Origin of the sequence: Pseudomonas sp. BNK-45 (genome assembly GCF_047456255.1) — a bacterium.
Lineage (GTDB): Bacteria > Pseudomonadota > Gammaproteobacteria > Pseudomonadales > Pseudomonadaceae > Aquipseudomonas.
Map to the genome: position 1 here is coordinate 4,351,581 of NZ_CP179909.1, position 26,383 is coordinate 4,377,963.

At 67.7% G+C, this 26,383-nt stretch carries 5 protein-coding genes; 3 read left to right on the forward strand and 2 right to left on the reverse strand.

Annotated elements, in window-relative coordinates; genetic code table 11:
- Window positions 1-11 precede the first annotated feature (11 nt).
- Entirely contained in the window at window positions 12-20,021 is a 20,010-nt protein-coding gene (locus ACMGG8_RS19715) for an amino acid adenylation domain-containing protein (protein WP_414158232.1), read from the reverse strand.
- 740 nt (window positions 20,022-20,761) lie between these two features.
- Between ACMGG8_RS19715 and ACMGG8_RS19720 the strand changes: the two genes are divergently transcribed.
- The 3 genes from ACMGG8_RS19720 to ACMGG8_RS19730 all read left to right on the forward strand — a co-directional run bounded on the left by ACMGG8_RS19720 (window position 20,762) and on the right by ACMGG8_RS19730 (window position 23,122).
- Window positions 20,762-21,079 (forward strand): hypothetical protein, encoded by a 318-nt coding sequence (locus ACMGG8_RS19720; protein ID WP_414158233.1) that lies wholly within the window; start codon window positions 20,762-20,764, stop codon window positions 21,077-21,079.
- A 124-nt stretch (window positions 21,080-21,203) separates the two neighbouring features.
- A complete protein-coding gene (locus tag ACMGG8_RS19725; RefSeq protein WP_414158234.1) occupies window positions 21,204-22,184 on the forward strand; it encodes a two-component system response regulator in 981 nt (326 codons plus the stop codon).
- Window positions 22,185-22,204: 20 nt separating this feature from the next.
- Window positions 22,205-23,122: a LysR family transcriptional regulator gene (locus ACMGG8_RS19730; RefSeq protein WP_060839236.1), complete on the forward strand. Its 918-nt coding sequence runs from the start codon at window positions 22,205-22,207 to the stop codon at window positions 23,120-23,122.
- Here the strand turns inward: ACMGG8_RS19730 and ACMGG8_RS19735 are convergent.
- A complete protein-coding gene (locus ACMGG8_RS19735) occupies window positions 23,119-26,340 on the reverse strand; it encodes an ATP-binding protein (RefSeq protein WP_414159958.1) in 3,222 nt (1,073 codons plus the stop codon). The two genes, ACMGG8_RS19730 and ACMGG8_RS19735, sit on opposite strands and share 4 nt — an antisense overlap.
- Window positions 26,341-26,383: the final 43 nt, after the last annotated feature.

The following is a 26,383-nucleotide window of genomic DNA, read 5'->3' on the forward strand; positions in this document are numbered from 1 at the left end:
TGATGGGGCCGTCAGGTGATCGCGACCAGTGCCGCCAGCCGTTGCTCCAGCCGTTCCTGCAGCGCCGCCATGGCCCCGGAGCGGTGGCTGGACAGCCGGATCTGCTCGTGGCCCAGCAGTCCTGCCAGGCTGTCGATGGCGTCGATGTCGGAGCCCGGCAGCAGCGCGAGCAGCGCCAGTTGGTCCAGTCCGCCCGCCAGCAACTGTTCGAGGGCGCGCAGGCCTTCCTCGGGCTCGATGGAGCCCAGGCCCAGGGCCTTCATGCGTTCCCGGTAGCGGGCGTCGCTCACCGAGCCCACGCCGCCCCAGTAGCCCCAGTTGATCACCTTGACCGGGCACGACCAGCGCGCCCGAAGCTGGTCGGCAAAGGCATCGGCGAAGGTGCAGCCGGCCGCGTAGTTGCCTTGGCCGGCGGCCGTGGTGAAGGACATCATCGAGGAGAAGAACAGCACGAAGTCCAGCTGCGCGGCGCTGTCGCCAAAGGTCCGGGCCAGGGCCACGCTGGTGGCGACCTTGGCCTCCAGGACCTGGCTGAAGGTCGACTCGTCCATGTTGGCCAGGCTGTGATCCTTGAGCACGATGGCCGAGTGCACCACGCCATTGATGGGGCCGAAGCGCTCGATGATCTGCTGCCGGGCCGCGGCCAACTGCAGGTGGTCCGTGGCATCGGCCTGCAGGTAGACCGGCGCGGGCCCTGCGTGCATCAGGCTGATGGCCGTCAGCTCGTCGAGCTTGGCGGCGATCTGCGCATCCAGCGCGCGCCGGCCGATCCACACCACCCGGGCGCGATGCTGGCGAATCAGGTGCTGGCTCCAGACCGCGCCAATCCCGCCGGCACCACCGATCACCAGGTACACCCCGCCGTCCCGATAGACCGGCAACCGGGCCGGCACGGAGGCCGCCTGCACCCGTGCCAGCTGGCGCAGCCGCCATTGGCCGTGACGCAGGGCCAGCAGCTCGCCGCTCGCCAGGGCGGCAAACGGCGCTGTCGCCAGGCGGTCCAACTGCTCGTCCGCGAGGTCCGCCAGGTGCACTGTCCAGTGCGGGTACTCCTTGGCCAGCGAGCCGGCCAGCCCATGCACCGCCGCATGCACCGCCTGGCAGGGGTCGCCCGGGCCGGTGCTCACCGCGCGGTCGGTGATCAGGCGCAGGCGCAGCGGCCGCCGACCGTAGCCCTGGTTCAGCAGTGCCTTGATCAGCCGGAACAGCGCCAGCACGCCCTGCTGTTGCGCGGCGACCGGATCCGCGTCGGCCTCCACCGCAGGCGCCAGCCACATCACCTCGGCCCATTCAGCGTCGGCCAGCAGTTCGGTCGCGGCGCTGTCCGGTCCGCCTGGCACCAGGCGCGCCCGGGGATAGAGCCCGGCCAGCGCCTGATGGCGCGAGGGGCTCACGCCGAAGATCAGCATCGCGCCCTGCCCGTCCGGCCGCGCCTGCTGTTGGGCCTCGACCACCGACCAGACCGGTGCCAGCAACTGCTGGACCGGCGTTGCCGGTGGTTGCTGCAGCAACGGGCCGAGGGATCGGGCACAGAACCCTTCCAGCCGGGCGCACAATTGCCCCTGCTGGTCACAGAGCTCGATGTCGATCCGGCCCGCGCTGTCGTGCCGGTCGCCACGCAACAGGGCCCACATCTGCCGTGTGCAAGGCGCAAGGATTTCCAGGCGCTGCAAGGCAAAGGGCATCAGCAGCGACAACGGCGCCGCCGGCCCGGCGTCCAGGGGCAGCAGCATGCCGATGGCGGCCTGCAGCGCGCTGTCGGTCATGCCGGGCTCCAGCCAGCAGTCGCCAACGGCCTGGATACCCTCAAGGTCCAGCTGTGCCAGCACCTCGCGCCGGCTGCCCTGCTGCGCGATCAGCAACTGGCGGATGCCGCGATGGCTGGCACCGTAGGCCAGGCCCATGGCCTCGAACAGCCGATAGACCTCGTCGCTGTCGAGGCGACGCTGCCAGGGGCGCTCGCGCCAGTGCGCCAGATCAAGGCGCTCGGCCGCAGGCGCGGCCTCGCCCGTCACCCGGGCCTGACAATGCAGCACCGGTTGCGCCCCCGCGTCATCGTCGCTGAGAAGGGTTACCACCCAGTGGCCGTCCAGCGCTTGCAGGTTGACCCGCAGGCACCGCGGCGCGGACCCGACGGTCAAGGGCGCCAGCCAGTTGAGCTGTTCGATGACCATGGCCCGTGCCTGGCCGTCCCCCCGTGCCTGGCTCACCGCGGCGCGGATGATTTCCAGGCAGGCCGCCCCGGGCAGGGTTTTGCTCGCGTTCACCACATGGTCAAGCAACCACGGCTCCTCGCCGTTGCAGAGGCAGGTGAACTGGTGCCCGTCGCCGGTGGCAGTGTGGCTGTGCAGCCAGGGATGGACCCTGGTCGCCGCCGGCAAGCCCTTGGCCGCCGTGGGCGCCCAATACCGCTCGGTGGCGAAGGGATAGGTCGGCAGGCTGATGCGTTGCGGCCGCTGGCGGTCCGGCGCGCGCAATGCGTTCCAGTCGATGCGCAGGCCGGCGCTCCACAACGCCAGCAGGGCTTGCAGTTCGCCATTGGCGTAGAGCTGGGCCAGATGCTCATGTTGCAGGGTGCGCGAACGGTTCTTGAAGGGTTCGAGGGCGGCGCTGCCGGTCTGGGTGTCACCGCAGATCCAGCCACGGTCGTCGCCGCCGGCCAGACCGCGCAAGGCGTCGAGCAGCTGTTGGGCGTCGGTCGCGATCAACGCGGCGCGATGCTCCATGGCCTCGCGCCCGACCTGCAAGGTCCAGGCAATCGCGTCCAGGCGCTGCGGCGCGTGCTGCAAGTGCTCTAGCAGTCGGCTGGCGATCTGGCGCAGCTGTCCGGGCTCGCGGGCCGACAACAGGATCATCTGCGGCCGGCCATCGGGCTCCGGCTGCGGCCGGGTGCCGGCGTATTGCGCCACGATCAAGTGGGCGTTGGATCCGCCCGCGCCAAACGAGGACAGCCCGGCAATCCGCGGTCGCAGCCGCCCCTCATGGGACGGCTGTGGCCAGTCGCGCAGGTGCTGGTTGACCTCGAACGGCGTGGCGGCAAAGTCGATAAAGGGGTTGAGGGTCCGGGAATGCAGCGACGGCGCGATTTTTCCGTGCTTGAGCTGCAACAGCACTTTGGTCAGGCCGGCGATACCGGCGGCGGCCTCGCAGTGGCCGATGTTGGATTTCACCGAGCCGATCCAGCAGGTCTGCCCCGCTGCCCGTGGTCCCAGAGCGTTGGCCAGGCCGGCGATTTCGATCGGGTCACCCAGACGGGTGCCGGTGCCGTGGGCCTCGATGTAGCTGATGGCCGCCGGATCGACATTCGCGTCCTTGAGCGCGCCGCTGATGGCGGCCTGCTGCGCCCGTGGATCGGGCACGCTGTAGCCGGTGCTCTTGCCGCCGTGGTTGAGGTAGCTGCCCTTGATCAGCCCATGGATCTGATCGCCATCGCGCTCGGCGTCCGCCAGGCGCTTGAGCACCACCACGCCCACGCCCTCGCCCGGTACATACCCGTCACCGCCCTCGCCGAAGCTGGCGCACTGGCCCTGGTTGGAAATGAACTGGCCGCTGCTGAGCATCAGGTACTTGTTGGGGTGCAGCGTCAGGTTGACGCCACCGGCAATGGCCATGGCCGTGCGGCCGCTGTGCAGATCCTGGCAGGCCAGGTGCAGCGCGGTCAGCGAGCTGGAACACATCGAGTCCAGCGACAGGCTCGGGCCTTGCAGGTTGAGGCAGAACGACACCCGGTTGGCGATGCTCGCGCTGGAACCGGCAAAGCCCATGCGCTCGCCGCGCAGGCTGGCTTCGGCGCCCAACAGTTGATACTCGCTGTACATCACCCCGGCGTAGACGCCGACCTGCAGCATCGGCTCCGGTGCTCCGGCGCCGAGCTGACGGCTGTAGCCGGCGTCCTCCATGGCCGCCCAGGCGGTTTGCAGGAACAGCCGCTCCTGGGGGTCGATCAGCTCGGCCTCCAGGGGCGAGATATTGAAGAACAGCGGGTCAAACTGATCGATGCCGTCGATAAAGCCGCCCCACTTGCTGTTGTGCACCCCGCTCTGCCCGCGGTCGCTGCTGTAGTAGTCGCGCCAGTCCCAACGCTCGGGCGGCACTTCGCCAATGCTGTTCCTGCCCTGGCTGAGGTTCTCCCAGAAGGCTTCGAGGGTCGGGGCGCCGGGGTAGCGCCCGGCAATGCCGATGATGGCGATGTCGTCCCGCGAGGCGGCGCTCGACGGCTGCGGCGACCACGGTTTGTCGAACAGCCGGCGTTGCGGCGCCGGGGCGCTGGGCAGCGGTTCGCCAGGCGCCTGGGCCGCAGTCGAGGCCAGGTAGCCGGCCAGGGCATGCAGGCTGGAGTACTCGAACAGCAGCCCCGGCGGCAACGCGCCAAAATGCCCTTCCAGGCGACGTGTGAGTTCAAGTACCTGCACCGAATCGATGCCGAAGTCCTCGAAGCAGCGCTGCTCGTCGATCTGCTCCGGCGGCGTGTGCAAGGCGCTGGCCAGCAAGGTGCGCAGTTGTGCGCTGGTCGAGGTCTGTGGCGCGCTGCGCATCGGCCGCGTGGCCAGGTGCTCAACCAGTGCCTGCAGGCTGGGGTATTGGAAGAACAGGGTCTTGGACAGCGCGCCGAAGCGTTTTTCCAGGACGGCAGTCATCTCCATGATCATCAGCGAGTCGATGCCGTACTGCTCGAACGGCACCTCGTTGTCCAGTCGCTCCGGGCGGATCTTCAGGGTCCGGGCCAGCAGCTGGCGCAGCCAGGGCAGCAGTGCCTCTCCCTCCAGCGGGGCTTGCTCCACCGCCACTGGCGCGGGCGGCCGGAGCAAGGCAAGGAGCTTTTCCCGGTCGCCGGCCAGCACCATCAGTTGGTCATCATCGCGCTGCAGGGCGTGATAGAAGGCCTGGACACCGGTGGCGCTGGCCATGGCCTCAATACCACTGCGCTGCGCCAGCAGGCGCCGCGCCGTATCGCTCATGTGCAAGCCGCCTTCCAGCCATAACGGCCAGTTGATCGCCAGGGTGCGGCCGTGCCGCGTGCCGGCCGCGACCTGCCGGTTGCGCAGGCTGGCGAAGGCGTCCAGATAGCCATTGGCGGCGGCGTAGTCGGTCTGCCCCGCGTTGCCCAGGACACTGGCGATCGAGGAGTACAACACGAAGAAATCCAGGGCCAGCCCGGCGCTGCTGCGATCCAGGTGCTGCACGCCGTCGACCTTGGCCGCGAACACCGCGGCAAAATCCGCCCTGGGCTTGTCCGCCAGCAAGGCGTCACGGGTGATGCCCGCGCAATGCAGGATGCCGTGCAAGGCGCCGTAGTCAGCGACCAGGTCGCTGATCAAGCGTTCAACCTGAGCGGCGTTGGCCAGGTCCACGGCGCGGTAGTCGACAGCCTCCCCCAGCTGCGCCAGCTTGGCCCGCACGGCGGGATCGCCGGCTGGCGTGCGGCCGCAGAGCACCACCCGGGCCTGGGGCGCCGCGGCCAGCAGCGCCTGCGCCATGACTGCGCCGACCCCGCCCAAGCCACCGCTGATCAGGTACACCCCGTCTGGCCGCCAAGGCGCGGGGGCCGCGTCCAGGGGTTGGGGTTGCCAGCTCAACTGCTGACGGCGCAGGGTGCCCGCCTGCGCCAGATAACGCAGGACGCACTCGTTGGGGGCGGCGGCCTCGGCGGCCAATGCGCTGAGCAGTTGCGGGGCCTCGAGCGCCGGTGCCACTTCGATCAATTGCCCGATCAACGCCGGCTGTTCACGGCTGACGCTGGACAACAGGCCGCCCAGGCCACGATAGCCCTGGGCATCGTCCGCCGGGACCAGCAGTTGAATCAGGCAGGGCTGCGCAGCGCCGAGCAAGGCTTGCAGCTGCTCGGCGAGCGCCAGCGCGGCTTGTGGGTAGTCAGCCGCGGGCAAGGCGCAATGGCCGATGCCCCGTGCCTGCAGACCCTGGGCCAGGTCGGCAAAGGCGCGATGATGGCCCAGGCTCAGCACCCGGTGCGCCACCCCCGGCGTGGCTAGCGCCGTGGCCGGCAGCGCGTCGTCCCATTGCTTGTGGCACAGCAGCGCGGTGCTGGCACCCTGACGGTGATCGCTCAGGGTCCTAAACGCCAGTTGATGGAGGGTTGCACAGCACTGGCCATGCTCGTCGAACAGAGCCAGGTCGAACAGATGGCCGTCCGTGGTGCTGCCGCTGCGGCGTATCTGCACCTGCAGGGCGGCCGGGCAGTCGGCGAACAGCACGCACTGGCCCAGGGTCGCCGGCAGCAGCAAGGCCGGCGTGTCCCCCAGCTCTTCCAGCAGCAAGGCCATCACGCCTTGCATGGCGCCATCCAGCAAGGCCGGATGCAGGGCAAAACCGTCAGTCAGCGCCGGGTCCTGCAGGGCGATCCGCGCCAGTACCTGATCGTCCTGGCGCTCCAGCGACAGCAGCCGCCGGTACCCCTGGCCATACTCGATGCCCATGGCGGCAAAGCGCTGGTAGCAGGCCTCAACCTCCACCACCCGGGCACCGAGGCCGTTGAATTCAAGCCCGGGGGCCACGACCACGGTATAGCGGGCGCGGGCCTGGGCATGCAGTTGCAACTGGGCGTCAGGGTCGTAGGAGTAGATCCCGACCTGGTACTCGCCCTGCGCCGGCATGGTCAGTTCCAGGAACAGCTCGCCGTTGTTGGCCGCGTCGACGCTGAACGGCTGGCGCCAGGCCAGATCCTCTATCACCAGCGCCCTGCCCGCCGGCACCGGACCGCCCAGGGCGTTGCTCAGCGCCGCCTGGATCATGCTGACCAGCGCCGCGCCCGGGAGCACGCCCTGGCCATTGACCTGGTGCTCGGCCAACAGGGTTTCGCTGCCGCTGAACCGGCTCAGGTAACGCAAGCCGCGCAGGTCCGACACGTTGCGATGCAGCAGTGGATGCAGGCGTTCCTCGACGGCGCCGGGCACCCCAGCCGCGGCCAGCGGCGTCTGCCAGTAGCGCTCGCGGGCAAAGGGATAGCCCGGCAGGCTCAATGGCGCGGGCGTGCCCTGGGGGTACATCAGTTGCCAGTCCAGCACGGCGCCGTCGAGCCAGGCGTCGAGCAGGCGTTGCTGTGCCCCGGCGTCGAGTACCCGGCCGATGTCGAAGTCCGGCGCCTGAGCCTCGGGCTTCTGCCGGCCACGGCCCGACGTGACGCCGGCGCTGAGCAACTGCTCCAGGCCGGCCTTCAACTGGGCCAGGGAACTCACCCACCAGCCATGGCGATGCTCCATCGCCTCGCGCGCCACTTGCAGGGTGAAGGCCAGCGCCGGCAGATCGGCCTCGACCAGTGGCCCCTGGGCCAACTCGTCGAGCAACAACCGGGCTTGCTGCACCAGCTGCTCGGCGCTCTTGGCCGACAACAGGATCAGCACCGGGCGTTGCTCGTCGACCACCCTCGGTGGCCGTACCCGCTGGTCTTCGTATTCTTCGATCACCACATGGGCATTGGCGCCTCCGGCACCGAAGGAGGACACCGTGGCGATGCGCTTGAATGTCTGCGGCACCCCGTCGATCAGCACCTGCGGCCGCGGCCACTCGGCCAGCGTGCGCTGTACGGCAAACGGAGTGTTGGCGAAATCGATGTGCGGGTTGGCGGTATCGGCGTGCAGTGACGGCACCAACTGGCGGTGCTGCAGTTGCAACAGCACTTTGGTGATCCCGGCGATACCCGCTGCGCTTTCGCAATGGCCGATATTGCTCTTGATCGAGCCGATGGCGCAGTACTGCGTCCCGGGCGTTGCCCCGCTGCTGCTGAAGGCCCGGGCCAGGCCGGCGATCTCGATCGGATCGCCCAGCGCGGTGCCGGTGCCATGGGCCTCGACATAGCTCACGGCCCTGGCGTCGACCCCGGCCCGGGCCAGCGAGTCCACCACCAGCCGGCTCTGGGCCAGGGGGTTGGGCACGGTGTAGCCGTTGGTCTTGCCCCCGGCATTGATCATGCTGCCCTTGATCACGCCGTAGATCCGGTCGCCATCGGCCTCGGCCTGCGCCAGCGGCTTGAGCAGCAGTGCGCCCACGCCTTCACCGGCGACAAAGCCATCGGCATCGGCACCGAAAGCCTTGCAGTGCGGGCCTGGGGACAACATCTGCATTTCGCTCAGGCCCATGTAGTGCACCGGGTCCACCAGCAGGCTGACCCCACCCACCAGGGCGCAGTCGCTGTCGCCGCGCTCCAGGCTTTGCAGCGCCAGATGCAGTGCGGTGATCGACGAGGAACAGGCCGTGTCCACCGCCAGGCTCGGGCCCTGGAAGTTGAACTGGTATGACACTCGGTTGGCCACCGACCAGTAACTGGACTGGTGGCTGTAGGTACCGTTCATCACGCCGACAAACACCCCGACCCGCTGCCGCTCGGCCAGGCGTGCCGGGGTATAGCCGGCATCGCTGATGCAGTGATAGGCCTCTTCCAGGAACAGCCGCTCCTGGGGGTCCATCTTCAGGGCTTCGCGGGGCGAAATGTGAAAGAACAGCGGATCGAACCGATCGATCTGGCCAATGAAACCGCCCCATGGCGTATAGATGCGACCTGCCGTGCCCGGGGTCCGGTCAAAGTACCGGCGCCAGTCCCAGCGTTCGGCCGGCACTCGGGCAATGCAGTGCTCCCCGGCCTTGAGGTGTTGCCACAGCTGGCGAACGTTGTCGGACCCGGCGTAGCGCCCTGACAGCCCGACGATGGCGACGTCGCTGTGGCGCTGCTGCGCCGCTGGCGGCTCGGGAGGACGCTTGGCAAAGCGCGACGGGACCGGCGTGAACAAGGGCTCGACCGGCGCCCTGGCCGGTGGCGCGCCGCTGGCGGGCGCCGGATCCAGTCCCAGCAGCTGTTGCAGCCGGTCTTTCTGGGTGGCGAGAAAATGCTCCGCCAATGCCTCGATGGTCTGGTATTCGAAGAACAGCGTGCTGCTGACCCCGGCCAATTGGTCCCGCAGCAGGTTGGTCAGTTGCACCACCAGGATCGAATCGATGCCATAGGTTTCCAGCGCCTCGCGGGCGTCGATCTGCTCGGGCTCGATCTTGAACAGCCCGCCAATCACCTGCTTGAGGTAGCGCACCGTCTCGGCTTTGAGCCGGCTGCTGCTCACCTCGCCCAGCGCCGCGGGGCTGATGCCCGGTTGCGGCGCCCGGGGTGCCAGGGGCGCCTGGGCCACCACCGTTTCACGCCGCACCGGCGCAATACGGGGCGCTTCGGCGCGCTGGGGGCGCTCCTGCCAGACCAGGCCGTTGCTCTGGGCGATGACGATCTGCTGCCCCAGGTCGTGCTCGGCCAGCGCCGGGAAATGCACCTGCCGATAGCCTTCGCTTTCCAGCACCTGCTTCCACTGCCGGGGGGCCAGTGCCGGGCCGCCCGGCAGGCGATGCTGCGGGTCGTCGAACAGCCACCAGCCCTTGAGCAGGCCGAAGGTCAGGTGAGTGAACAGGCCATTGCGGGCAATCTCGTTGATCAGCAGCAGGCCGTTGTGCTTGAGCGCGGCCTTGGCATTTTTCAGGGCGCGGCGCAGGTCCGGCGTGGCGTGCAGAACGTTGGTGGCGATCACCAGGTCATAGGCGCCGGCCTTGATGCCCTGGGCGGCCAGCGGCTGGTCGACGTCGAACAGTTGGTAGCTGAGGTACGGGGCATGCGGGCCATAGGCCTGCTGCGCGTGCATCAGGAACGCCTGGGAGACGTCGGTGTAGCAGTACTCGGCGATCTGCGCTTGCAGGGGCTGCAGTTTTTCAAAGGCGCGGGCACTGGTGCCGCCGGTGCCGGCGCCGATTTCCAGGATCCGGATCGAGGCTCGGGGATCCTGCTCCAGGCGGCCGCGGACAAATTCGAGCATGGCGTCGAGCAGCACTTCGTTGAAGAAGTCCGACACCGGGTTGTGTTTGTAGATGCCCTCGACCCTGGACATCGAGGCGTCGGGGAACAGCACGTCGGTGGCCGCGATCCGCCCGTCGAGGATCTGCGGCAAGACCCGCAGGGTCGCTTCGGCCAGCAGGGCCTCGGCCTTGAGGCTGGGGTGTTCGAGCCAGGCCGGCTGCTGCCGCGCCCATTCCTGCCACAGTGCCTCCAGGTCCAGGGGCTGCGGATTGGCGACCCGGCAGGTATCGCCTTCCAGCTGCACATAGCCGCGCTGCGCCAGTTCCTCAAGGCTCTTGGCGAACCAGCGTCGGTACAGCGGCAACACAGGGCTGTGCTGCTGCAACCGGGCAAGGGATTCGCACGCCTGGGTGAACAGGCCCAGTTGCTGCAACTGGGCGTAGAGCAGGCGAACCTGCAGCTCATCCAGCGCCGCCCGTTGGGCCTGCACCTGCCCGACAACGCCGCGCACCTGCCGACTGTCCGGCCGCAGGCCGTGCAGGCGCCCGATCAACGATGGATAGGCCGGCGCCCGAACCTCGCCATATTCGCCGAACAGCCCGCCAGGATGACGGGCCAGCCCCAGGTGCTCGAAGGTTTCGCTCAAGCGCCCGCAGGTGCGCAGGAAGGTCAACTGGCTCAGCGGCGCGCCGTCGTCCGGGGCACCGAGCAGCGCGTCCAGGGCACGCATCGCCTGTTTGCCGTCGATGGAGCCCAGGCCAACCTCGGCCATGCGGCGCCGGTAGTCGTCGCTGGCCACCGAGCCGACGTCACCCCAGTAGCCCCAGTTGATGACTTTCACCGGGTAGCCGCGTTGTTGCCCCAGGGCCTGCGCGAAGGCGTTCTTGAAGGTACAACCGGCCGCGTAATTGCTCTGGCCCGCCGACTTGGTATAGCTCTGCAACGAGGAGAAAAACAGCATGAAGTCCAGGGGCTGGTGCTCGAACACCTCGGCCAGACGGGCACAGACATCGACCTTGGCAGCCAGCCCCGCGGCGAATTTCTGCGGCTGCATGCGTGCCAGGCTTTGATCCTCCAGCTGGATCGCGGCGTGGATCACCCCATGAATCCGCCCATGCTCGGCCAGCACCTGGGTCACTGCCTGCTGCAGCGCGGCGTGGTTGCCGGCATCGGCGCTGATATAGCGTGGCGCCGGGCCCAACCGGGCCAGTTCACTGATGGCGGCGTCAATCCGCGCATCCTGCGGGCGGCGCCCGAGCCAGATGACCTGGGCGCCACGGGTGCGGATCAGGTGTTCGCTCCACAACCGGCCAATGCCGCCGGCACCGCCGACGACCAGGTACACCCCGGCGTCGCGATACAGGCTTTCGCCCTCGCCGCCCCGCTCCAGCGGCACCAGGCAGGGCGCAAGATACGGGCGATACCAGACATCGTCGCGACAGGCCAGGGGCTCGCCCCGGGGATCGGCGGGCAGTGACAGGGGGTCCAGGCTCGGCCAGCTGTCGCCGGCCGGCAGGTCCACCACGCACACCGGCCAATGGCTGTACTCCTTGGCCAGGACCCCCATCAGCCCGTGAAGGCTGGCGTGAGCGGGCGCCACGGGTTCATCGGTGGCCTGTTGCAGCGGGCTCGCCGCGCCGAACACCGTCAGGGTGGCGCGGGTGATGAGCGTCCAGGCCAGCGGCTGCTGGTCCAGGCCCAGGAGCAGCAACGCCTTGATCAAGCGAAAACAGCTCAACACCCCGGACTGCTGCGCGTGGATCAGTTGCTCGGCGCTGGTGTGCGCCGCCATGACGCTGGGTGCCAGCCACAGCAGGTGCTCCAGCGGGCCGGCCTCGCGCAGCCGCGCGGCGAGCGTTTCGATGGACTCGCTGCCGTCCAGCAACATTGACGCCCGCTGCGGATAGCGCGCCGTCAACTGTTGCAGGCCTTGCGGGTCATTGGCGATCAACAGCACCCGGGCGGCGCCGGACGGCAGGGGCTGAGGCTCGACCCGCTGCCATTTTTCCAGCAGGCAAGCGTCCGTCTGCCCGCGGTCGTCGAGCATCACCTCCAGCGCCGACGGCGCTTTCATCTCCCGCAGGGCAAAGCCGTGCAGCGCAACGCAATGCTCGCCCTGCTGGTTGTAGATATCGATATCGAAAACCCAATGCCCGGCCGCGCTGGCCTGCGCCGCAGGCCGCACCCAGGCCCAGACCTGCTCCCCCAGGACCGCACCGCTGTGCTCTAGCCGGTCCAGGGCAAAGGGCACCCGGGTCTGCTGCCGTTGCACCGTTGCGCCTTGCGCAAGCGGGTCGGCGACCAGCAGGCCCAGGGTGCATTGCAAGGCGCCGTCCATCAGGCTTGGGTGCAGGACAAATTGCCGGTGATCGGCCTTCAGTGATGGCGGCAACTGGATCTGCGCCAGCAACTGTCCGCCGCTGCTGTGCAGTTCGCGGACCGTCCGGTGGCTGGGGCCGTAGTGGATGCCGACGCTGTCGAACTGGCGGTACAGCGCCTCGGCGTCCAGGCACGGGCCGTTGATCCTGGCCTGCAGCGATGCCAGTGACGCCAGGGGTTCCATGGGGTCCTGCCGCCATTGCGCCTCGCCCTGGCAGCACAGGGCCTGGGTCTGCTGTTGGAGAATCGCGAAGGTCAGGCGATGGGCGTCCACGGCATTGATCTGCACCTCAAGCGTGACGGGCGCCTGATCCTGCTCGCTGAGCGTCAGCGGTTGCGACCACACCAGGTGGCACAGGCTCACCGCTCCGGCGAGTGCCTGATCCCCCAGGGAGCGACTGACCGCCTCGCGGGCCATTTCCAGGTAGGCCACGCCAGGCAGGACTTTGTGCTCGTGCACCCGATGATCGCGCAGGAAGAACTCTTGACCGCTGAATACCGAGGTGAACTTCTGCTGCGTCAGGTCGGAGACATTGCGTTGCAGCAAGGGGTGCAGCCGGGCTTCGCCGAGCCCCTGGACCGGCGGCGGCAACTGGAGGTCGCCGGACACCCAGATCCGCTCGCGGGCAAAGGGATACCCCGGCAGGCTGATGCGCCGGGCACTGCCCAGGGGCGCCCCCAGCAGCGCCCAATCGAACGTCAGCCCCCTGACCCACAATTCCAGCAGTTTTGCGTATTTGCCTTTGTCGGCCCAGGCCGCCAGGGTCGCTTGCATGTCCTCATCGTGGGCCAGCACGGCCATCGCGGCCTTGTTCTCCTGTACCCGCCCCAGATGCACGCCGTCGAAGCAGCCGAAGTGCTCAGGCGCCTTGAGCCATTGCTCCAGGCCCTGGGCCAGGCGCTCCTGTAGCTCGCTGATGGACGCTGCGGTGAACGCCAGGCGATATTCCATGGCCTCCCGGCCCTGCTGCAGGGTCAGGGCCAGGTCCGCCAGACGCGGCAGCTGGCCTTCGCGCTCGCGCCGCAACAGGCACTGCTGCAAACGTTCGATTTGCTGTTGCAGCTGCAACGGGGTGCGGGCCGACAGCACGATGATCGCCGGTGGCCCGACCACCGGCGCTTCCCGCTCCGGCGCCAGGTACTGGGCGATGATCACATGGCCGTTGGAGCCGCCGGAACCAAAGGACGACACGGACGCAGCCAGCGGGTAGTCGCGCTCCTGGCCATCCAGATTGAGCCGCGGTTGACGCCACTCTTGCAGTTGCTGCGGGATATGGAACGGCGATTGGCCAAAGGCGATGCCCGGGTTGAGTCGGCTCGAATGCAGCGACGCCACCAGTTGGCGGTGCTTGAGTTGCAGCAGCACCTTGGCCACCCCGGCGATCCCGGCGGCCGATTCCAGATGGCCGATATTCGATTTGGCCGAGCCCAGCGCGCACTGCTGCGCCCCCGCCGGTTCCCTGCCAAGGGCCGCACTGCGTCGGGCAAAGCCCTGTTGCAGGCCGCTGATTTCGATTGGATCGCCCAGTGCGGTGCCGGTGCCGTGGGCCTCGATGTAACTCAGCTCGCGGGGGTCCATGCCGGCCTTTTCCAGTGACTCGGCGATCATTGCCCCCTGGGCATTGGGGCTGGGCACGGTGTAGCCATGGGTCTTGCCGTTATGGTTGAGCGACGTTGCGCGGATCACCCCGTAGATGTTGTCGCCATCGGCCTGTGCCTGTGACAGGGGCTTGAGCAACACTGCGCCGGCGCCTTCGCCGGGGACAAAACCGTCGCCGCCTTCACCGAAACTGCGGCAGCGGCCATCGCTGGAGGACATGGTCAACTGCGACTGGATGAAGTACTTGTTCGGGTGCAGCGACAGGTTGACGCCGCCGGCCAGCGCCACCCGGCACTCGCCCCGTTGCAGGCTCTGCACCGCCAGGTGCAGCGCGGTCAGCGAGGAGGAACAGATGGTGTCGACCGCCATGCTCGGGCCGGTGCAGTCGAAGACGTAGGACACCCGATTGGCAATCGAGCCGAAGGAGGAATCCACCGCGTCATCGGTGCAGTCGGCGGCGGCAGAACGGGTATAGAGCAGGTACTCGCCGTGCATCACCCCGACAAACACGCCCATTTTCCCCTGGTAATGGCGTTGCAGGCCGGCCCGGTCGTAGCCCGCGTCTTCCAGGGTGTGCCAGGCGGTTTCGAGGAAGATCCGCTCCTGGGGGTCCATGCGCTCGGCGTCGCGCGGTGAAATATTGAAGAACAGCGGGTCGAAGCGGTCGACAGCGTCGATGAATCCGCCCCACTTGGTGTTGATCTTGCCTTTTTGGCTACGGTCGGGGCTGTAGTAAGGCTGGTGCTGCCAGCGCTCGCCGGGGATTTCGCTGATGCTGTCGACCGCGTTCTTCAGGTTGTCCCAGAAGCTGTCGATGTCCGGGGCACCGGGAAAGCGTCCGGCCAGGCCGATGATTGCAATCGGCTCGGCGTGCTCGTGGCGTTGCTCGCTGTCGGGACGCGGTGCCGCACGGCTGGCCGGGGCCGCCTGCGCCGCCGCGGCCGCGGGCGCTTGAACCCCGAGCAGTTGGCGACTGCGCGACGGGTGCCGGGCAGCGAACCAGTTGGCCAGTGCGCTGATGCTCTGGTGCTCGAAGAACAGCGTGCTTGGCAAGTCCCCGAAGGCTTGGGCCAGTCGCTGGTTGAGGGTGGTGATCATCAGCGAGGTCAGGCCGTAGCGGTCGAAGCTTTCCAGGCGGTCGATGCTGCTCTCGGGTATGGCCGAGACTTTCGAGAAGTGCTGCGTGAGGTAGCCCTCCAGCGCCGTTTGCAGGCGCGGGTCCGTCACCGGCGTCGCCGCCTCGTCCTCGGCGGCACCGGTGGCGATATGGCAATCGAGGCCGGCAAAGGGGTACGCCGCCAAGGCCACGCGCCGCCAGTCATGGCGGGCAATCTGCGACAGGTCGGTGTCACCGGCCACCCAACGCTGGCCGATGGTGCTCAGGGCAGCCCGATCGAGGCCGCGCAGGTCCGCTTCGGTGGCCAGCGGTGGCGCCGCTCTGGCGCCGCTGCCACAGCGGGTCGAGCACTCCGACTCGGCCTTGAGCAAGGTCAGCAGTTCGGACCCGCTGTCGGCCACCAGCGCCAGCCGCTGGCCCAGTGCAACCCTGCCGACGCACAGGGTGTAGCTGATGTCTCCAAGGCGCGCGTCGCCCAGGCGACCGGCTTGAAGGTCGTCGGCAAACGCACCAAGCAATTGCTCGAGCTGCGCGGCGCTGGCGGCGGAAAAGGGAAACAGCCAGGGCCCGCGCTGCTCGGGCGCGGCGACCTCAGGCGGCGGCGCTTCGAGGATCAGGTGGCCGGCGGAACCACTGGCTCCGAAGGCATTGATCAAGGCCCGTCGAGGGCCTTGCCAGTCGCTCAAGGTGTCGGCAATGAGCAACTGCTTGTGCTCCGGGCCGATCAGTGGGCTCAAGGGCACGCAGCCCAGGGTCGGGGCGATCTGGCGGTGCTCGAACTGCAGCAGGACCTTGGTGATCTGCGACAGCGCCGAGGCCGATTCAAGGTGGCCGATGTTGGCCTTGATCGAGCCGACCGGCAGTGGCGTGTCGCCCTGGCGGTGGCCGAAGACCTTGGCCAGCGCCGCGAATTCGGCGCCGTCCGCCAGGCTGGCGCCGGGCGCGGCAGCCTCCACGTAGCCAATCGCCTCGGCGGACAACCCCGCCTGCTCCAGGGCCCGGCGCATCGAGGCGGCCTGAATCTCGGCGTTCGGCATGCCGTAGCGAAAGGTCTTGCCGCTGTGGCTGATCGCCGTGGCGCGGATCACGCCAAGGATCCGGTCACCGTCGCGGCGGGCGTCCTCCAGGGGGCGGATCAACAGCGCACCCACGCCCTCGCCCGCCACCCAACCGTTGGCATGGAGACCGAACGGATGCGCCTGGCCCTCTGCGGACAACAGCTGCAAGGCGCTCAGCAGCTCCAGGTGCGACGGATGACTGATCAGGTTGACGCCACCGACGATCGCCGCCTGGCACTCGCCCTGGCGAAGGCTGGTGCAGGCAAAATGCAGGGCGGTCATTGCCGAGGAACACGAGGTGTCGAACACCACGCTGGGGCCGCTGAAGTCATTGAAGAACGACACCCGGTTAGCGATGGCCGAATGGAACGAGGTGGCGCGCTCGCCCTGGTCGCCGGGCCGATGGTGCTGGTAGTCGCCCCACATCGCGCCGACAAACACCCCCACCCGCTCGGCCCGGCGCTGCAGACCGGCAGCGGTATAGCCGCTGTTTTCCAGGCAATGCCAGACCGCTTGCAGGAACAATCGCTCCTGGGGGTCCAGGGTTTTCGCCTCGGCGGGGGTGATCTTGAACAACAGCGGATCAAACAGCTGCTTGTCGGCCAGGGCGCCCACTGCCCATTGCGGCGAATCCGCGGCGCCTGGCGCGTCATGCAGCAGCGCTTGGCGGCTGAGCGTCTGGATCGACGAACGTCCGGCGCAAAGGTTGTGCCACAGCTCCCGGGGGTCGGCGGCGCCGGGGTAGCGGCCGCTGAGGCCGATGATCGCCAGCGCCCCCGTGTTCTCGGGCTCGTGGGCGGCCCAGGCTTCGTCCTCATTCCCAAGCTCAGGCTGCAGCTCCAGCCGTGGCCAGCCCGGCGGCAGTCCCTGGCTGACGGCGCCGCCGACAAAGCTGTGCAACAGCTCCTGGTGTTCATCCAGGTGGAAAGCGCTGCGAACCTTGTCGAAATACATCGAACCGATGGGGCACAGCCCGATGCCGAACTCGGTCTGTTGTTCCAGCAGCAACTGGCCGATGCGTCCGGCCTGGAGCAGGTGGCGATAACGCCGCTCGGGGTCGTTGCCTGCCGAGCGAGCGGACACCAGGAATATCCGTAAGCGCGCCTGTTGCGCGTGCTTGCGATTGAACGGCGTGTAGCTGCGGTTGAACGCCAGCGGGTCGCCTTCGCCCAAGGGGCTCAGGCTGTGGCTGTCGGCGTGGTAGCGATAGAGGCCGGGCGGCGGGCACTGCGCCTGGGCCTGATCGCTGCCGGCGGCCAGTTGCAGGTAGATCTCCAGGTCCTGCAGCGCGTCGGCGTGGTACAGGTGACGGGCATCCGGCCCGGCCCGCAACAGGCTCAACAATCGGCTCAACTGCGCCACGCTCAAGGCCTGGTCGCCGTATTGGCGCTTGGCGGCGCGCAGTTGCAGGGCGTCGGCGCTGATCGGTGCAGCGGGCAGATCGATGCCCCCTGCCCCGTGCTGCGGCAGGTCACTGCGAATCTGCCGCTGTTGCTGGTGCAAGCGCTCCAGCGCGTCCTTGCCCGGCAGGTCGAAACCATTGTTGCTGGCGGCCAGGAAGTCGTCGAAGCGCAGGCCGCAGCGCCCACTTGCAGCGCCACCCGAATCGCCGGGAATCAGGCAATGCAGCACCCGGTGGCTGGGCTCCAGCTTGCACAGCTGGGCGACCGATGCCGCGTCCACGTCTTGGCTCGGGACCAGGGCCAGGTCGAAGCCGGCCTGGTGCGACAGCAGCAGTTGTTCGATATAGCCCGCCTCCAGCACCAGCAGCGCCGGGGCGGCGTGATTGTAGAGCGGCTCGATGGCGGCCATCTGGGCCACCAGAAACAGTGCAAAGCCGGCCTCGGCCAGGGCTGGCGAGCCCGGATCGGCCGGCACGCGGATCGGCAACAGGCGATTGAGCCGCGGCTGGTAGTACCAGGTGCCTGAGGGCAAGCCCTCGACCTGCCCCGGGGCCACATACAGGTAGCACTGGATGGCGTTGAGGCCGCCGGCCGAGGAATAGAGGTACTTGCCCTGGCCTGCCAGCGTCACCTCACGCAACAGCGAGAGCAGGCCCCCCAGCCGTTCAAGGCTGGGCGGCGCAACCTGGACGAGGCGTTGATAGGCGCGAGGATCAAAGTCCACCCTCTGCAGCTGGATCGGCTCCGGGGCGTCGCTTGGCGGCGTCGGGCAGGTCGTTGCCACGCTGGGCCGGTCGACGCTCGCAGCGTTGCTGTCGAGGATAAAGGCGATGACGGCAGCGATGCTCGGCTGTTCGAGAAATATCTCCACCGGCAGCGTGACCTGGTACTGCTGATGAATGCTGTGCACCGCTTGCACCAGGGTGAATGAGGTGGCGCCCTGATCGAACAGATCGTCGTCGACCGCCAGTTCATCAATCCCCAGCGCCTCGATGAAGTACGCCTGCAGCCAGGCGCTCAGTGCCTGGGGATCCAGGGTCGCGGCCCGGCGGCTGTCGGGCGCCGGGCCATCGGTGGCCAGCAGCGCCTGACGATCGGCCTTGCCGTGGGCCGTGACCGGAATCTGTTCGACGAACTGCACCCGATTGGGCGTCATGTACTCCGGCAGGCGCGACTTGACGAAATCGCGCACTGCCTTCTTGTCCAGCCCGTCGGCAACCACATAGGCCACCAGCTTCGGGTCTTCGCCGGCAGCATCCTGGACCAGCACCACCGCGTCGCTGATGGCCGGATGGCTGTTGAGGGTGCTTTCGATTTCGCCCAGTTCGATGCGAAATCCACGCAGCTTGACCTGGGAATCGAAACGCCCCAGCACTTCGATCTCGCCGTTGTCGAGGAAGCGCGCCTCGTCACCGGTGCGATACAGCCGGGCATCGGGCGCTGCGCAGAACGGGTCGCGAATGAACTTCTCTGCCGTCAGTTGCGGCCGATTGAGATAGCCCCGGGCTAGACCGACACCGCCAATGCACAGCTCGCCGGTCTGGCCGATGGGCAGCGGATTGGCCTCGGCATCGAGGATGTGGATCTGGATATTGTCGATGGGCCGGCCAATGGGCACGCGCCGGTCCGGGCGCGGTTCGGCAGGCCACCAGGTGACGTCCACCGCCGCCTCGGTCGGGCCGTACAGGTTGTGCAGACGGGCCTGCAGCCGCGCACGAAACTGCAGCAGCAGCTCGTGGGTCAGGGCCTCGCCGCTGACGAAGACCTTGTCCAAAGAGCGACACTCGCCAACCGTCGGGTGCTTGAGGAAGAAGCGCAGCATGGACGGCACGAAATGGCAGATGGTGATCTGCCGCGCCTGGATGAGCTCCACCAGGTAGTGGGCGTCCTTGTGGCCTTCGGGCCTGGCCATGACCAGACAGGCGCCGCTGAGCAACGGCAAAAACAGCTCCCAGACCGAGACATCGAAGGTGAAGGGCGTCTTCTGCAGGATCCGGTCCTGTGGCCCCACCCCATAGTGACGCTGCATCCACAGCAGCCGGTTGCAGATGGCCTTGTGCGGCAGCATGCAGCCTTTGGGGCGCCCGGTGGAGCCCGAGGTGTAGATCACATAGGCCAGATCTTCAGGGCGGTTGACCGGCGCGGGATTATCCTCGCAGGCGTGCAGCTCCTCACTGGCGGGGTCATCCAGGCAGAGCACTTCAATGCCATAGGCAGCGAGCCGGTGGGCAAAGCGTTGTTGTGTCAGCACCACGCCGACCGAGGCGTCTTCGATAAGCAGGGCCAGGCGCTCTTCGGGGTAGCCCGGGTCCAGCGGCAGATAGGCACCCCCCGCCTTGAGGATCGCCAGCAAGGCGATCATCAGCTCCAGTGAACGCTCCATCTGCACGCCCACCAGGCTGTCGGGCCCGACGCCGAGCTCGCGCAGGTAGTGCGCCAACCGATTGGCCCGACGATTCAACTGGCTGAAACTCAGGCGTTGCTCGTCGAAGCACAGGGCCACGGCATCGGGGCTGCGCTCCACCTGTTGCTCGATCAACTGCTGCAGGCACAGGTCCAGCGGATACTCGTGGCGGGTGTCGTTCCAGCCGGCAATCGTCGCACTTTCCCGGGCTTGATCAGCCCCCGGGGCTGCGGACGAAGGGCTCTGTGGACCCGCTTGGGTTGGGTTGTTATCAGACACTGCGCGACTTCCCTGTCAGGTTGGGCCGATGTCATCGGCGACTGTTGATCCGTGTCATCCCGTCAGCGCGGCACGCGGCGACCAGCGCGTTGCCATGCCGTGTTGCGGATTACCTGGGAGCGTTCGGATTCTTCGTGCAGCTAATGCTTGATGGGCGCCCTGCAGCGCGACCCCAGCGGCCGCTCAACGGCACTGGCGACAAGCCTTCGGGGGCCTGCCTGGGAGAAGAAAAGCGCAAAGCCGCCGCCGGCCCTGGCGCAATTGCCAGGGTTGGGGCTGTTCAACGTGGATTCGGTGGAGAGCAAGGCCAACACATCCGTGTACCTGAACACAGTAATTCCCTATTGCCAGTGAGTGTCTGAGGCTGGTCAGCAACAACGATGCCTGCCTGGCGTCATTGTTGTTTCACACCACTTGGGGCGTATTTATCGCCTGCTTGCGCCTGCAGGTTCAGGTTGCTTCCTGCAGGACAACGGTACGAGCGTAGTAGCCGCCGATGAGCTGTCAAACCCGAATGCAAACACTTTACACATCAAGGCCCCATGGCCTGTCCGAACCTCACCCGACAGACTGCCGCCACCCCCGGCGCAGCTCTGTTTCAAGGGTTGCGAGCCGTCGCGGAAGGCTCTTCGACGCCACAAAAAAATTCACAATTGAAAATTTTCGGATCGGTATTAGGCTAACGGCCTGGGTGCCAATCGAGCCTTGGCACACTGCCATCATGAAAGAGGATGACCTTCATGAGCACTCCCAACACGGATCGTTTTCACATCTTTGGCGTCTGCCCGGCAAACGACTACTGCCTGTTCGTCGACTATGTACTCGACGACATCAAGGATCACGAAAACCGCCTGTTGCAGCGGATCCAGGACACCCCCGACCCGGCGCTGCAGCTCTGGCGCGAGACCCGGCCACTGCAAGGCACCGACATCTTTGAAATCGAATGCCTCAATGACCGGGAAGCGGCGCAGGAAGCGGTGCAATTCTGGCGGGCCTACTTCCACTCCCTGGGCGAAACCATCATCGAAGCCGAACATCTGTGCGATCACCTGGAATAAGGCCCCGGGCCGGTCGCGGCGCGGCCGGTGAAGCGGCCGCGGCCGTGACCTTGCCGGCCGCGCGCTAGGCCTGGATCGGCCAAATACGCTAGACTGCCGGCCTCTTTTTTCCAGGCCCCTCGTCATGCCCGCAGAGCATGCTCCCAAGCCCTATACCCTCCTGGCGATCGACGACGATCCGCAATCGTTGATCCTGCTGTCCAATGCCTTGACCAGTGAATACGAGGTGCTGCTGGCCAAGGACAGCCAGCGCGGCCTGGCCCTGGCGCGCAGTGCCAGCCCCGACCTGATCATCCTCGATATCCTGATGCCCGAAATGGACGGTTTCCAGGTGCTCAGCGAGCTCAAGAGCCACCCGGCGACCGCCGCCATCCCGGTGATTTTCCTGACCTCGCGCAGCAGTGTCGAAGACGAGCGCCTGGGCCTGCTGCTGGGGGCCGCCGACTACATTGCCAAGCCGATTTCGCCGCCGGTGGTGCTGGCCCGGGTCGCCACGCAACTGGGATACCGCAACAAGCCCCTGCATGGCCCGCAAGCGGGCAGCGGCCCCTCGGCCGGCACCGACATGCGCGACGGGTTCATCGGCGCGCTGGCCCTGCAACTGGCCGACAACCGGCAGATCCACCTTGAGGCGCTGCTTGAGACCCTGGCAATCGTGCTGGACAGCAGTGTGACCCAGAGCGACCCCGCGGCCTTTCGCAGCGCTGCCTGCCTGGCGCTGATGGGCCTCAACCCGCCCGGCAGCGCGATCGATCAGGCCCTGGTGCGCAGCCGCTTGCTGATCGAGGAGATTCTCGCCCACGCCGAGCCCGAGGACCCGATCCTCAACCTGGCCTGGCAACTCACCCACGCCGATGCCCTGCTGCGCGGCTCTGCCAGCCAGGACAGCACGGAGCCGCTGCCCCTGGCGGCCCGGCTGTTCGCCCTGGCGCTGGACTACCACCTGAGCCTGCTCCAGGCCAGTGCCGAAGCCCTCCCCGCGCGGCACGCCCGGGCCATGGCGCGGATGCTCCGGCAACCGGGGTTCGAGCCGTGCATCGCCGGTGACCCGCAAGCGCTTTCGGCGGCCTTGCTGAATGCGGCACAGACCTTTCATGCCCCTTGAACGGACTGTGACCCTCGCCCATGCCTAACTTCGCAGACCTGGAGCTGTTCATTCTGATTGCCGAGCTGGAGGGCCTGTCCCCCGCCGCTCGCGTCCTGTCGATCACTCCGGCGGCCGCCAGCCTGGGGCTCAAGCGCCTGGAGAACCGACTCGGCGTGCGCCTGTTCACCCGCTCGACCCGGACCATGAAGCTCACCCCCGAAGGCGCCCGCTACCTGGAAAGCGCCCAGCACGCCCTGAAGATTCTCGCCGCCGGCAAGCGCTCCCTGAGCCACGACGACGGCATGCTGGAACTCACGGTGTCCTCCGACCTGGGGCGCAACCTGCTGCTGGAGATGCTGGCCCGGCTCAAGCAGGAGCGGCCGCAGATGTACATCAAGCTGGCGCTGAGCGACAAGGAAGAAGACCTGCTCAAGGGCCGTTTCGACGCCGCGTTGCGCTACGGCAAGAGCCTGGCGCTGGACCTGGTGGAGTTGCCGGTGCTCAAGCAGCACTCGTTCATCGCCTGCGCCGCGCCCGCCTACCTGGCGGAACATGGCGCGCCCACCTCGCCGCAACAGCTGAGCGAACACGAATGCATCATCTGCCACAGCATCGGCCGGCCGGAAAGTCGTTGGCGCTTCCATGCCCACGGCAGCGTCGAGGACGTCCCGGTGCAGGGACACTTCTGCTGTGATGACGGCGACGTGGCGCGGCGCTGGGCGCTGGCCGGCCAGGGCGTGGTCAACCTGCCGCTGCTCAATGTGGTCGAAGACCTGCTCGCCGGTCGCCTGCGCCCGCTGTTGCCCGGCTGGCAGTCCGATGCCGCGCCGCTGAGCCTGGTGGTTTCGCACCGCTCGCACATCACCGCGTCGCTGCGCGCCTTGCATCAGTGCCTGGTCGAGCACTGCAGCGACCGCATGGCCCGCTATCAGGCCCTGACCCGGGACGCGGGCTAGGCCCGGGCAGCGCGCCAGTCCAGCAGCAGGTCATGGGCCTGCTGGAACTCCAGCCGGTAGATCTGCTCCTGAATCGCCTGCAAGCCGCTGCCCGGGTGCTGCGCGCACAGCGCATCGATCAGCGCCAGGGCCTGGGCATTGTGCTCGCGCAGCACGCTGGCCAGCCGCTCCACCTGCAGAAGTTGCTCGGCGCTCAGCGCCTGATGGGGCGGTGCCGGCTGACCGTCGGAAACCGGCGGCAGCTCCTGCAAGTCGGCCAGTAGCGGTGCCAGGCACTGCGCCAGGTGCTCGATCGGCGGTCGAAGGTCGGCCCGTGCCGCGCACTGCTCCTCCAGTTGCCGGGCGGCGTGCCTGACCGCCGTGGCGCCGATGCTGCCGGCCGACCCTTGCAGGCTGTGGGCCAAAAAGCCGATGGCCTGCCAGTCCCCGGCCGCCTCGGCAAGCCGCAGGCGTTCGATGATCGACTGCTGGCTGTGGCGAAAACCGGCCAGCAGCTTGTGCTGCAGCGCCAGGTCCTGGTTCACCAGCGCCAGTCCCAGCACCGGGTCGACGCCTCGGTAGACCCGCCCCGGGCCGTTGTCGGGCAGGCGGGCCGGGGGGGGCGCCGGCGGCAGGTCCAGCTGCCTGATCCAGCGCACCAGCGTGCGATAGAGTTCGTCGACGTCCAGCGGCTTGCTCAGCAGGTCATTCATTCCCGCCGCCAGCGCCCTGCCCTGCACATCGGCCGGACTGCAGGCGGTCACGGCAATGATCGGCAGCGCCTGCCAGTGCGGACAAGCGCGGATCTGCTGCGCAGTGCCGAAGCCGTCCATGACCGGCATCTGGCAGTCCATCAGCACCGCGTCGAAGTGCGGCGCGGCGCGCAACAGGCGCAAGGCCTCGGCGCCGTTGGCTGCCAGCACCGCCTGCACCCCCACCTGCCGCAGCAGGCCCTGCAACACATCCCGGTTCAACGGGTTGTCCTCCACCACCAGCACCCGGCTGCCCGCCAGCAGCCGGGCATGTTCGCTGACCGGACGCGCTCCCGGTGCGCGGCTGGGCGCGCCATTGCTACCGGCCAGCGGTGCCTGGGGCAGCTGCAACTGCACGGTGAAGTGGAACGCCGCGCCCTGCCCCAGCTGGCTCTTGACCTCGATATCGCCCTGCATCATCTGCACGATTTTCTTCGCGATGTTCAGCCCCAGGCCGCTGCCGCCGTAGCGTCGGCTGATGGAGCGGTCAGCCTGGACAAAGGCATTGAACAGCCGGGCCTGCTGCTCGTCGCTCAAGCCCACCCCGGTGTCGGTGACGCTCAGGCGCAGCAGCACCCGGTCGTCCCACTGGCGCATCAGGCACACGCCGATGCAGACCTGGCCTGCCTCGGTGAACTTGATCGCGTTGTCCACCAGGTTGGTCAGCACCTGGGCCAGGCGCAGCGGGTCACCAAGGTAATGGCTGGGCAGCGCCGGGGGGATCTCCAGCAGCAAGCGCAGGCCCTTGTCCGCGGCGCGCTGGCGCACCAGCAGCAGCACGTCATCCACCAGTTCCCGCAGGTTGAAGCCGACTTGCTCCAGGCTCAGCTTGCCGGCTTCGATCTTCGACAGGTCGAGCACGCCGTTGATGGTGCCCACCAGCTTTTTGGCCGCCCGGTCGATCTTCTCCAGGTAGTCCCGGGGCTGGCGTTCCAGCGGCAGGTCCAGGGCCAGATGGGCCATGCCGATGATGGCGTTCAGCGGGGTGCGGATCTCGTGGGACATGCAGTCGAGAAACTCCGACTTGGCCTGGGTCGCCAGCTCGGCGTCGCGCCGGGACTGCTGGATCTGGGTTTCCACGGCCTTGCGCTCGCTGATGTCGTGCAGCACCCCGGTGACCCGCGCCGGGGCACCGTGGGCGTCACGCTGCATGATCTTGCCGATGTCCAGCACCCACAGCCATTGGCCGTTCTTGTGGCGCATGCGGTATTCGGCGCGGTACTCGCCGACTTCATCGTTGAGGTGGGCCTGGAGCCGGGCCATGACCGGCCCATAGTCGTCCGGATGCACCAGGCACACCCAGCGCTCCAGGCCATGGCCGAAGGTCTGCTGCATTTCCTGCTTGCTGTAGCCGAGAATCTGCAGCCACACATCGTTGTTGATCACCGTCCCCTGGCTGATGTTCCAGTCCCACAGCCCCAGCGCGCCGCTTTGCAGGGCCATGTCCAGGCGCTGTTCGCTCTCTTCGATCTGCGCCACGTCGCGCTTGTGCCGCCGGGCATCGGCCAGCCGCCGCAGGCCGCCCCAGAGCAACAGCAGGAACACCAGGGTGCTCAAGGCTTCGAGCAGCAGCACCTGTTCCACCGGCAACAGCGCATCCAGGTCGCCCAGGGAGATCAGGCTCCAGGGGCCGCTGGGGTCGTTCCAGTCGAACTCCACCCGGGACAGGCCGTAGCGCCGGCCGTCCAGCGTGACCACGCGCTGCCGGGCATCGAAGGGCAGCCGTTCGGGCACGCCGTTGGCAAACGGATAGTCGCTGAACTGGCGGCGGATCTCGCCGGTGAAGCGGTTCCACGGCCAGGCCCGGTCGGACTTGAGCACCAGGGCCGGGGCGCTGGCGGCCAGCACCACGCCGCTGGGCGAGAGGATCATCTTCAGGTCGTCGCTGTGGGGCTTGCCCAGGCTGTCATCGAGCATTTCGCCGTCAAAGCGCGCCACCAGCACGCCGATCACCTGGTCCTGTCGGGTGCGCGACTCGAAGATCGGCACCGCCATGTAGAACATGCGGGTGCCGGTGGTCACGCTGATTGCCCCGTAGACACTGGTGCCGCCCTTGAGGGCCACCTTGAAGTAGGGCCGGAAGGCCACGTTCTGCCCCAGCGGCAGGCGCCCCTGATGATCATGGGCCGCCACCACCACCCCGTCCCGGTTGAGCACGAACGCGTGGTTGGCCCCCACCACCATGGACAGGGTCTTGAGGGGAATGCTGGCCCGCTCCATCAGCTCGGCCGAGGGCCGGGGCTCCAGCACCACCCGCTTCAGCGCCGGGTTGTGACGGCCCAGGATCGACAGCGCGCCAATGGCAAAACCGCTGGATTTCCATTGTTCCAGGTCCTGGGCGCGCTCCCTTGTCTGCAACTGCAGGCTGGCCTGGTAGACGTCCTCGACCTGCAGCCGGTAGTAGTTGCCCAGCGCCACTGCCGCCGCCACCGCGAGCACTACGCCCAGGGCGTAGCAGCACCGTCGGTGGCCGTCGAAGAACTCCAATAACCTGTACAACCGCTTGCCCCTTTGACTGCTGAATCCCTGT